Source organism: uncultured Draconibacterium sp. (genome assembly GCF_913060805.1).
Taxonomy (GTDB): domain Bacteria; phylum Bacteroidota; class Bacteroidia; order Bacteroidales; family Prolixibacteraceae; genus Draconibacterium.
Map to the genome: position 1 here is coordinate 1 of NZ_CAJXTC010000043.1, position 12,066 is coordinate 12,066.

At 41.8% G+C, this 12,066-nt stretch carries 7 protein-coding genes; 1 reads left to right on the top strand and 6 read right to left on the bottom strand.

Features of this window, described 5'->3' with window-relative positions:
• From QZ576_RS19510 to QZ576_RS19530, 5 genes are all read right to left on the bottom strand, one after another.
• Positions 1-1,151, bottom strand: a 1,151-nt coding sequence (locus QZ576_RS19510) for a trypsin-like peptidase domain-containing protein (protein WP_297100297.1), incomplete at its 3' end; no start/stop codon positions are given.
• Between the two features lie 238 nt (positions 1,152-1,389).
• Positions 1,390-1,971, bottom strand: a complete 582-nt coding sequence (locus QZ576_RS19515) for a TIGR00730 family Rossman fold protein (RefSeq protein WP_297100300.1) — start codon at positions 1,969-1,971, stop codon at positions 1,390-1,392.
• A gap of 126 nt (positions 1,972-2,097) precedes the next feature.
• The gene (gene gyrB, locus QZ576_RS19520; RefSeq protein ID WP_297100303.1) at positions 2,098-4,068 is read right to left on the bottom strand and encodes a DNA topoisomerase (ATP-hydrolyzing) subunit B; all 1,971 of its coding nucleotides are present in this window, start codon (positions 4,066-4,068) and stop codon (positions 2,098-2,100) included.
• 500 nt (positions 4,069-4,568) lie between these two features.
• Positions 4,569-6,338, bottom strand: a complete 1,770-nt coding sequence (locus QZ576_RS19525) for a hypothetical protein (RefSeq protein WP_297100306.1) — start codon at positions 6,336-6,338, stop codon at positions 4,569-4,571.
• An 11-nt stretch (positions 6,339-6,349) separates the two neighbouring features.
• On the bottom strand, positions 6,350-9,421 hold the full coding sequence (locus QZ576_RS19530; protein WP_297100308.1) for a tetratricopeptide repeat protein: 3,072 nt from the start codon (positions 9,419-9,421) through the stop codon (positions 6,350-6,352).
• 206 nt (positions 9,422-9,627) lie between these two features.
• Here QZ576_RS19530 and QZ576_RS19535 point away from each other — a divergent pair, with 206 nt between their 5' ends.
• A complete protein-coding gene (locus tag QZ576_RS19535) occupies positions 9,628-10,350 on the top strand; it encodes a cell division ATP-binding protein FtsE (protein WP_297100311.1) in 723 nt (240 codons plus the stop codon).
• 262 nt (positions 10,351-10,612) lie between these two features.
• On the opposite strand, the gene QZ576_RS19540 is transcribed toward QZ576_RS19535, so the two are convergent.
• A complete protein-coding gene (locus QZ576_RS19540; RefSeq protein ID WP_297100314.1) occupies positions 10,613-11,716 on the bottom strand; it encodes a glycosyltransferase in 1,104 nt (367 codons plus the stop codon).
• Between the last annotated feature and the right edge of the window lie 350 nt (positions 11,717-12,066).

Here is a 12,066-nt window from a genome sequence, read left to right on the forward strand (position 1 = left end):
ATTTCGGTGTCGCCATGTTTGTTACGCAAGGTAACGGTAAATTGTTTCTTTTCATTGTCTCTAATTACAACAATGTCTACATTGTCGCCCGGACGGTACTGACTAACTTTTTCCTGTAGCTCGGCTGCTGTTTTTACTTTATCTCCATCAACACTGATGATCACATCCTCCTCTTTTATGCCGGCTTCGTTGGCAGCTCCGTTAGCAACGACTCCACCTATATAAACACCTTCCACCTTATCAAGGTTCAGTTCTTCAGCAATTTCTGCATTAACATCGCCAATATTTACACCTAGTAATGCGCGTTGTACCTCTCCGAATTCTTTTAAGTCTTTAACAACTTTTTTTACGATAGATACCGGTACTGCAAACGAATATCCGGTGTATGATCCGGTACGAGAGGCAATTGCAGTGTTAATTCCAACCAGGTTACCTTGTTGGTTTACCAGTGCGCCTCCGCTGTTTCCGGGATTTACTGCCGCATCGGTTTGAATAAACGACTCTATTCGGTACTGATCCTGGTTAATTCCCAGGTTTCGTCCTTGTGAGCTTATAATACCCGCAGTTACCGTCGATGTAAGGTTAAACGGGTTACCAACTGCCAATACCCATTCGCCAAGTTTCAGGTTATCGGAATTGCCATAAGTTAAATATGGTAAGTCATTGGCTTCAATTTTTAATAAAGCAATATCGGTTGATGGATCGGTTCCAACTAAACGCGCGTCAAATTCGCGTTTGTCATTCAATATTACTTTAATTTCCTGGGCGTCTTCAATTACGTGGTTATTGGTAATAATAAAACCATCGTCGGACATAATTACACCCGAACCAAAACCTTGCTGTACCTGAGGTTGTTGCCTTTGCAGGCCAAAAAACTCATCTAAAAACGGATTACCGCTCGACCATTGCCCGGTACGAACTGATTTTGTGGCAATATGTACAACCGCATGAATCGATTTTTCGGCGGCAAAAGTTAAATCGGGTAACTGTTGTTCGCTATCCGCGGGGTAATTAACAAATCGTGCTGCTTGCTCTTCTTTCACTGTTACAACCTGTGGCTTGTCGAAAAAAGTGCTGTAAGCCCAAACTCCTACAAATGCACCTGCTATAACAAGTAAAAATGTCAGCGAAATTCTTCCTACTTTTTTCATAACTTAAAATTTTTAAAACGTTCTAATTTTCTCAGGGAATTAAGAACGCAAATTTATTGCCACTGTTTTGCTTGCCTGCCGCTGATTGCCGCTATTTTGCATAATTTAACACGGAGCTATCTCTAGTGTTAAAAAGTGAAAATAAAAACGGTGTCTACTGAAAGTATGTCAGTATGTCTTGTCAGAACGTGCAAATAATACGACAATTTATCGTATTAATAATTACAAGTACAGACAATTATTTTTCGGGAACCTTAAACCATTTCGAATCGAGTTCTACTTCCTCGTAATTTTCGATGTATTCCATCGCTTCTTCGGGCGTTTGTGCCACAAAATATAATTGTCGGTAAATATCTTTTGCAAATAGTTCGACATACGAAACCTCAAATTGTTTAAAGAGGTAGTCGAAAAAATTATTTGTGTTAACAAAAACTATGGGTTTGTGGTGGTAGGAGAGTTGCCGAAGCGTAATAACTTCTAAGATTTCTTCGAGTGTACCAAAGCCACCCGGCAATGCAATAAAAGCATCCGACATGTTACGCATTTGATCTTTGCGTTCCATCATATCGGTGGTAATTATTACTTCGTGCGAGTTGTTGGAGGCCAGCGACCGGCCGATCATCCTTTCGGGAATAATACCCACCGTTTTTGCACCTGCTTTGCTGGCAGCAATGGTAGCCGCTTCCATCAATCCAACATTGGCACCACCATTTATAAGACTATGACCGCCTTTACCAATTAGCTCGCCCAGGTTTTGTGCGGCCTCGAAATATTTATCGTTTATGGCATTGCTCGATGAGCAGAAAACACAGATGTTCATATAGTAGGATTTAGTTGTTTAGCAAAGCGAAAAAATCCGGGAAAGGCTCCCGGATTTTAACTTTGTATTTTATAATGTATAGCATTGCGAATAATAACTCGCCGTGCTATTTATTGTTCAAACAAATTACGCATCAATATTTGCGTAGGTAGCGTGGTCTTCAATAAACTTACGGCGTGGCGGTACATCATCGCCCATAAGCATTGAGAAAATGTGGTCTGCTTCAGCAGCATTTTCTATGGTTACCTGTTGCAGTGTACGCTGCTCAGGGTTCATGGTAGTCGACCAAAGCTGCTCGGCATTCATCTCACCCAAACCTTTGTAACGCTGTGTGTGAACGGCACTTTCGTTACCGTCGGCCCACTCTTCAATAAGTTGCAGGCGTTGTTTCTCCGACCATGCATATGATTCTCTCTTTCCTTTTTTAATCAGGTAAAGTGGTGGAGCTGCAATGTAAAGGTGACCTTTTTTAATCAGGTCGTTCATATAGCGGAAAAAGAAGGTCATAATCAATGTTGCAATGTGGCTACCGTCCACATCGGCATCGGTCATGATCACAATCTTGTGATACCTCAGTTTTTCCATGTTCAACGCTTTCGAATCTTCTTCGGTACCAATGGTAACTCCTAAAGCGGTGAAAATATTTTTAATCTCTTCGTTTTCGAAGATCTTGTGTTGCATGGCTTTTTCCACGTTCAGGATTTTACCACGCAGCGGAAGAATTGCTTGTGTTCTGCGGTCGCGGCCTTGTTTTGCCGTACCACCTGCCGAGTCTCCCTCGACAAGGAATACTTCGCATTGTGCAGGATCTTTTTCCGAGCAGTCGCTCAATTTTCCCGGCAAACCACCACCCGAAAGCGCGTTTTTACGTTGCACCATTTCGCGGGCTTTACGCGCTGCGTGACGTGCCTGAGCTGCCAAAATTACTTTTTGTACAATTTGCTTGGCTGCCTTTGGATTTTCTTCCAGGTAGTTCTGTAAAGCTTCGCTGGTAGCCTGGTCAACCGATAAACTAACTTCTGAGTTACCCAGTTTCGTTTTTGTCTGACCTTCGAACTGTGGCTCCTGAACTTTTACCGAAATAATTGCAGTCAATCCTTCACGGAAATCGTCGCCACTGATATCAAATTTCAGTTTTGAGAGCATTCCACTTTGGTCGGCATAATTTTTCAAGGTACGTGTTAAACCGCGTCTAAAACCGGTTAAATGCGTTCCTCCTTCAATCGTATTAATGTTGTTTACATACGAATGAATATTTTCTGAAAATGAAGTATTGTATTGAAGCGCAATTTCTACCGGAATATCATTTTTTTCGGTGGTAATGTGCACTACTTCCTCAATCAGCTTTTCGCGGGTAGTATCCAAATACTCAACAAACTCTTTCAAACCGGCTTCCGAAAAATATTCTTCTGATTTAAAAGAACCGTCTTCTTCAACAACGCGTTCGTCAATGATTCGAAGTCTGATTCCTGCATTCAGGAAAGCCAGCTCGCGCAAACGTGCTGCAAGAATTTCGTATTTGTATTCCGTTGTAAGGAAAATGGTACTATCGGGAACAAAAGTTACATAGGTTCCTGTTTTGTCGGTTTCACCAACAATTTGAACATCGCCCTGTGGTTTTCCAATGCCATATTCCTGCACATGGATTTTTCCGTCGCGGTGTACTTCGGCTTTCAGATAGGTAGAAAGTGCGTTAACACACGATACACCTACACCGTGCAAACCACCTGAAACTTTGTATGAATCTTTATCGAATTTACCACCGGCGTGCAAAACGGTCATTACAACCTCCAGCGCCGATTTGTTTTCTTTTGAGTGTTTTTCGGTTGGAATACCGCGCCCATCATCTTTTACAGTGATGGAATTATCTTCATGAATTATAACTTCGATGTTGTTACAGTAACCAGCCAGCGCTTCGTCGATCGAGTTGTCAACCACCTCGTAAACGAGGTGATGCAAACCTTTTTCGTTGGTATCGCCAATGTACATCGACGGCCTTTTTCTTACTGCTTCCAAACCTTCAAGCACCTGGATACTATCTGCTCCATAGTTTCCGTTGCCGTTGCTTTGGACTTCATTTTTTTCAATTTCGCTCATCTCTCTTTGTTAAAATTAAATCCTCTAAAATAAAATAGTTTCCCCCGCAAAAAATTCTTTAAAACTTTTCGAAGAAAACTAGTTGATTTTCAAGTTCTTATCTTGTTCTAAAAATGATCTGATAATCACGTCACAAATATATAAAAAATAGGCAGAAAACTGCTGTTTTTAATGTGTTAAAAGACCTTATTTTTCAACAAGATATTAACCTCAAAATGAGGGCGAAGCAGCGGGTTTTTATTTGGGTTGAAATCGGACTGAAAAAAGAGTTGAATCGAGTCTTGTTTATACGTAAATAACATTCATTATTCTAGAAAATCTCCAACATTGATAAGAGTAAAGTAATTTGAATTTAACTCTCCCTCATTCCCTCTCTACGCTTAGAGAGGGACGATTGTGTAGAAGGCACAAGAAACATATATTGCTACTGGTTTTCATGAGACCTTCACAAAAAAGGGAAGCTTTTGCCTCCCTTTACCGAATTGAGTTGTTAGTATTGCTTAGAACGAATAGCTTATACCGGCCAGCATATTAAAGCTTTGTACCGGGTATCCGAACCAGCGTTGATATTTTTGAAAACCAAAGTTGTTAAGTTGTGCAAATACCGAAAATTGGTTGGTGATCTGGTAGTTGCCTTTCAGGTTTAAGTCGAAAGCAGTTTCGAGATTATTGGATCTGTAAATTGCGGCTGCACTCGAGTATAAGTTTGCTGATTCAATAACCAAAGCCTTTCTTTCGCCCATTAAAAAGATATCGGCCGACAAACTAAGTTGCTCGTTTACTTTGTAGCCGATATTGAAATTGGCATCCCAGATTGGAAGGTTCCATGCTTCTTCCTGTTCGTCGAGTTTGTAGTTGTAGTAATTTACCGATGCTGTTAAATCAACTTTGTCGGACGAGGCGTGAAAGATCTCTGCATTCAATTTTAAACGATCAATATTGTCGTATAAAATCTTAAAAGTATTGTCAACAATCGATGGGGCAGGATTGTAGTCAGGATCAAGATATAAAGCTTCACTCAGGTAGTAAAATGGCTGGTTATCGATCATAGCATATTCTGCCGAAATTTTGAAGTTGGTCTTTTTTGAAAACTTACCATCAAAACCACCATAAAAACGAAACTTTTGAAACGAGTTCATTACATCGTGCAACGGGTCGACAAACGGATTTTCGTACGCAATTTTTGAATAGTGATTGCTAACGTAATCGCCGTCAATTCCTGCATAAATACTTATCAACTCCGGAACAGGTGTCCAGTTGGCACGGATATTTGGTGAAATCTTAGCTTCGGTATCTTCATCCGAAACCATAATAAACCAGGTGTTAGCGCCGAGTGTAATATTCGCAGTCTCGTCGCCAATAAACCAGGCCGGTTTGGCGTGTATAATAATTTGCGAGCGGTTGCCGGTGGCTGAGTCGGCCTGCAGGTAAATATCGCTGGCCTGTGTGTATAAAACGCCGCCTTCAAGTAATCCAACTCCGGTAACCATTGGTTGTTGTACGTCGAGTACAAAACTGGCATAATGCTCTCGCTGATCGGTTTTTGTACCAAAATAATGGTAGTTAAAATCAAATCCTATAGTTGCATCGTCGTATTCGGCAGTTGGGTTTTTTAGCCCGACATTAATTCCGCCTTTTGCAAACGACTGTTTGGTATCGAAATAATTAATGGTCTGACCGCCTTCAAGCAGCGGATCAGGAACGGCAGTTAATGGATAGCCGTAATAATTAAAAGCATCGTGTTTAAAATCGAGATTCACCGAAAGTACATTGTCCCGGACCAGGTGTTTTACAAACAGATCAACCTCGTTTTTCATAAACGGTGCATCCACTTTATTGCCGCCTTCCAATTCAATATCGTCAAACGATGATAGGTGCATGGCGTGAATGCCAAACAGCGAATTCCTTGAGTTTTGATTGTTAAAGAAAACTTCGCCATAAGGGCGGAAAGTTGTTCCCAAACCGGCACGAACCAGGCCGTAACCGTTATCCTGATTTTTCGATGTTTCAACAATGGCCGCTTTTAACGGATTCACCGAAAAAGTGCTAAAAACAGGCTGGCTGTTGATGCTGTAATTAAAGGTTGGTTTTTGGTGTTCCGATTCATCAATTGTCGGCATGCTGTTTAGCTTGTTGGCATCCGAAATTGTTGGCTTGTAAGCTTTGGTAACCATAACTTCCTTGGTAAGCGTGGTGTCTTGTTGCGCCTGTGCAAAAACGGTGGTGCCAAGTATTAAAAGAGTGAAAATATATCGAGCTGTTTTGAACATGTTGTGCATTTTTAGTTTTGTTTAATTTCCATTTGGAAAGAGCTGTCTACTGCGTTTTGCTGCTGCTGCGCTTCTTTTGCCAGAATAACATCAAGGCGTTGTTGCGCTTCGGCTTTTATTCCGTCGCTGTCGTCGTTATAGTTTTCAGCAAGGCTTTTCAAGGTATGTTTTGCCTGAAACTGGTCGCCACCATCTTCGTAAATACTGGCCAGCAACAAAAAGGCTTTACCCAGCCAGTACGTGTATGGCGTTCCTTTGTCGATAAAATCAACAATCTCTTCCTCGGCTTTTGCTTTGTTATTGTCGCGGTAATAAATTTCTGCCAACAGGTATTTGGCTTCAGCACCCTGTTCCAGTTTGGTGTCTTTTGCCACATCGCGCAGCGGACTAATTGCCGAACTTAAGTTGCCCAGTTCGTAATTCGATTTTCCAATGGTATAATCGGTTTCCTTTTTCAATGCTTCATTGGCTACATCCGATTTATTTACTTTTTCAGCAGCCACAATTACTGCCTGATAATTTTGATTGATCAACTGGCAGCGCATCTGGCCTGTATTTGCACGAAGCGAATTCCATTTTCCGGTTGATTTTTCTTCCAACCGATTAAACAGATTGAGTGCTGCATTGTAGTCGCCGGCGTTGAATGTCAGCTCCGATGCGCGTGCAAGTGCCTGTTCGGTAAAAAGATTGTCGGGCTGGTTGGCCACAAACGAGTAATGCGTATTGGCTTCCTCGTAGTTGCCTTCTTTGTATTTATTTTCTGCCAGATAGAAATGTGCATTTGTAATGTATGCGCCGTTCGGATATTGATTCAGGTACTGTTGAAGTTGCACGTCGGCATCCTCATTTCCGGCCATGTAAACACGTTCTGCAGCTGAATAAGTCAGCTGATCCTGTTCTGATGCGCTAACGCTAACATCGCCCCCCAAACGTTTTACGTAGGCGAAATAAGCATCCACATCATTCAGTTCTACGTAACAGTTTTTTATTCCTTGTAACGCTGAATTTGCTTCGGGTGTACCTTTATAGTTTTCGGCCACTTCCTTGTATTGGCGCAGGGCTTTGTTAAAGTCGCCGTTGTTGTAATTTACCAATCCTAATTGCAAAAGTGCATTGCGGTAATAGTTGCTGTTCGGATGGTTCTCAACGATCTCCTGGTACTGGCGAACGGCCTCAAAATTATTGCCCATTCGTTCGTTCGCGCGCCCCAGTTCGTATAAAGCGTCATCGTAGTAATCCGACTCCGGAAACTCGCGTAACAGCAGGTTCAGGTTGTTGATCTTGTCTTGCTGTTTGCGCTGAAGTCCCTGGCAAAATGCAATTTGCAGCAGTGCGTAATCGGCCTCCAGCATTTTTATGTTGTAGGCACGCTCGTAATTGTCGATGGCCTGCGCATAGTTTGTATTCAGGAAATAATAATCGCCAATCCGGTTGTAGGCGTCGGCAATTTTTGGTGTTCGTTTGCCCTGCATTTTCTGCACATACTGACTAAAATGTTGTTGTGCCGCTTCTTTGTTATCGGTTTTCAGATAAGCGTAGCCCATGTTGTAGTCGGCACTCAAGGCTTCTGCATCGTTTGCCGATGACGAACTGCGTGCGAACTGGTTGTACGACGCGATTGAATTGTCGTAATCGCCCACGCGGTACAGCGCTTCCGACTTCCAGTAAAGTGATCGTGCTTTTATTTCTTTGCTGTAGCTTCCGTTGGCCAGCGACAGGTCGAAATTCTCGATTGCCTCGTTGTACATCAGGTTATTGAAAAGTTCCAGACCGCGGTAAAATGTTACGCGCTGGTAGGCTTTCAAAATGTCGGGTGTTTTGTTTTGTATTTTGTCAATCGACTCGATCGCGTCTTTGTAGTTTTTGGTCACCATATAAACTTCTCCCAGAATTTCGTAGGCTTCAGCATTTTTTGGCGAGTTTGGATATTCAGCAATGTAGCGGTCGAAAGCTTTTATGGTTTCGTTAAATGGCGAGTACGAAAGCTCGTAAGTTAATTTGGCGTAACTGAACAAAGCGTCTTCTTTTATGTCCGCGTTAAAATCAAATTCCGAAGCGGCGTTGTAGGCTGTTTTTGCCTTTTCTTTATCGTCAAGTTTGATAAAACAATCGGCCAAATGATAGTAGGCGTTTTGCGTCATTTCATCTTCGCCGGTAGCTGCTTTTTGCAGTAATTCAGCGGCCTCTGCAAATTTGTTGGTGTGGTAGTAACAAAATCCAAGGATGTAATTTTCTTCCCGTGTTTTTGTCCCCGAAGTTTCAAAATATCTTTCGAGGTAAGGAATGGCATTTTCGTACTGACCTAAATGAAAATATGAATCGCCAACTATCTTTGCCAATTCAGTTTGGTTTTCTTCCTGCACATCGTCGATAATCGAAGTGGTGTAGTTAACTACCTCGTTGTATTTCTTCTGTTTGTAGTAAATATGGCTCACATACAACGGAATTACCTGCGAGTAAGCCGGATCGTTGTTCAGCGCAGTAAATCCTTCCAGTGCAGCATCGTAATCTTCATTTAAATACTGAATGTGCGCACAATAATAAGTGGCCGGTTTGCTGTATAAATTGTTGGTGTTCCGAATAGCCATAAACTCACGATAGGCAACTTCCGTATTTCCTTGCTCGAGGTTGGCAAATCCGTTTTGATATTGCAATTCAATGCGCTCGTTTTCCGACAGGTCCTTACGATCGACTTTTGCAAAAGTGCGAACGGCCAGCGAATATTGTCGTTTTTCAGACTGGTTTTTACCCAGGTTGAATTGCGCGCTGTTCATGTACGGACTATCAGGATAGGTTTCAACAAAGGTGCGGATCAGCTTGTCGCCCGAGCGGTAACCGGCGTGAAGTGCCGAAACCGCTTTGAAATATTCGGCCTCGGAATACAGTTCCGATTTGGGCTCAACACGTTTCTGAATTTTCTCGAATTGCCGGTAGGTTGAAATGTATTTTCCTTTGTTGTAGAGTCCTTTGGCGATGTCGATATCCTTTCTCACATCATCGAAATAAGCCGTTTCCTGCGCCCCGACTTGCTGAAAAGAACCAATAATGATAAAAAGAGATAACAAAATTTGTATCGTTCTCATGCTTTATTCTCTTTGTTTTAAATGAATTAATTGTTTCAAACCATTTGCTGGCTTACTTTTTACAATTGACCAACTAAAATAGCTATTCCCTGTTTGCTAAACTGCCCTTAATGCTTGTAATTCTTAACAAAAAACTGTTTATTTCTTTCCTTTATTATATATGTGGGTAAGAAATTTCGAACTATTTTAGTTGCAACACATTTTTTATGGACAAAAAAACAGTCATAAAGTTGCTCGATGCCAGTATTTACCAGTACGATAACCTCATTCTTTCGGGTGTTGATGTTGAGGTGCAGGAAGGTGAGTTTATTTATGTGGTTGGAAAAGTGGGAACCGGAAAAACCAGCCTCATAAAAACGCTGAACGCCGAATTGCCTTTGGAATTTGGCTCGGGGACCGTGTTGGATTTTGATTTGGTCGGATTGAAAAAACGGAATATTCCTCATTTGAGAAGACGGCTCGGGGTTGTTTTTCAGGATTTTCGTTTGCTTACCGACAGGAATGTTTACGCCAACCTGGCTTTTGTGTTAAAAGCCACCGGATGGAAAAACAAGCTGGAAATTGAGAATCGTGTTGATGAAGTGCTCGAGCGCGTTGGAATGTTGCACAAAAAAGAAAAAATGCCGCACCAGCTAAGTGGAGGTGAACAGCAACGTGTTGTTATTGCCCGCGCCATTTTAAATCATGCTGATATTATTTTGGCCGACGAGCCCACCGGAAACCTCGATCCGGAAACTTCGGAAGATATTCTGGACTTATTTATCCAATTAAACAACGATGGAAAAACAATTTTGATGGCAACGCACGATTATGCTGCCATAGCCAAAAAGCCTGCGCGAACACTGGTTTGTGTAAATGGTAAATTGCACGATTCGGCAAAAAATACTGATGAAATTGAGTTTGAAAATCTGCTGGAGAAAAATGTGTAGTTTGATCTTCAGTTTACCTTAGTTTAAGACGTCACCCTGAACTTGTTTTAGGGGCTTTTGAGAGGATGATCCTGAAAAGGAGATGCTGAAACGAGTTCAGCATGACGTTGGAGGTAAGGAGTTTATCGCATTCAGTGGTCCGATTTCTAGTGGGTTAGGTTTCTGGATTTAATTCACCCCTAAATCTCCAAAAGGGGACTTGCCCAGCTCCCCTTTAGGGGCCGGGGGTAAAACAATAACCACGTGTAGTCGTATGAAATGCCTATAGAAATTCAGAAAAAATACCTTTCAAAACTTCCGCTTCATTTTCCCATGTAAGTTCATTTGATGCCTGAATGAGGTTGGTTTTCCAGACTTTTCGTTTGTCTGGGTTATTCAAAGCTTCGTTAATCGTTTTTGCCAGATCTTTTGGATCGTGCGAGTTGCTGATGGCACCAATATCGTATTTTTCAACAATGGCTTTCATTTCAGGCAAATCGCTAATCAACACCGGAACACCGGATCGGATGTAATCAAATAATTTATTGGGCAGCGCGAAACGGTAGTTCAGCCCCAAATCTTCTTCAATTGATAATCCCAGATCGGCAGTTGGAGTTAGTTTTGTCAGTTCTTCAATGGAAAGGCGCCCTGTAAAACGCACTTTTTCCTGCAGTTTTTCATTGTGTACCAATTCTTCCAACTGATCTTTTATATCGCCATCGCCGGCAATAACAAGCTGTGCATCGTCGATAAAATGCATAGCTTTTATGGCTTGCTCTAGTCCGCGGCCAATGTTTACCGCTCCTTGGTACAGAATGATTTTCCGCTGGTTATCTTTTTTGTTAAACTGAGCAGTATTTTTTGAAGTAGGAATATTCCGGACTACCTGAAACGGCACGCCATATTTTTCCTTGTAAACAGCCGCAATGGAATCACAAACCGTGTAACAGTGTTTTAAATTTGGCAGCATTTTTCCTTCCAGCCACTCCCAAATCCGCTTTACCCGCGGGCGGTCAATTAATTCCGGAACTTCGGTAAAATATTCGTGGCTATCGTAAACCAGTGTCGATCGTTTAATTTTTGAAGCCAGATAATTGGCTGTCAGTGCATCCAAATCGTTGGAGAGCAAAACATCGGCTTTCCGGAAAAGTAAAAACAGAAACAACCGAAAATTGTACTCGGCATAAAAACACGCTCCCTTTTTAAAAAGCAAAAGCAATCGGTGAGTCTGATAGCTGCGGGCGATTGGCTGACTGTTTTTTAATTTCCGGCCAACCAGCAAAACACTGAATCCCATTTCTTCCAGAGATGTGCATACTTTGTGCACCCGGTTGTCGGCAACCAGGTCGTTGGTAACAGAAACAATTATTTGCTTTTTGCGCTTCAAGTGAATGAAATGATTTTGTTGTAAAGATAGAAAAAGTAGGAAGCAGGAAACGCGAAGTTGGAAGATTCTTGCTGTGAGCTCAATCTCCTGTCAAAATGTTTTAACGCAGAGTTGCCCAGAGAAGACTCAGAGTCTCACAAAGAACGGTAGGACTGATGTTAAGTGGCTCAATAGGCAGTTGGCAAAATGCAATTGGCAAAAGTGCGTATGAGTTGGAGGCGTTCTTTGCATATAATTTTACAATTTATCAGTTAAGCAATTTTGTAATTTAAGCATTCTCGCATTAAAGCATTGCAGGCAAATTAATCCTTAATCCTTCATCATTAATCAATGGAGCTTTTATCTTTGCG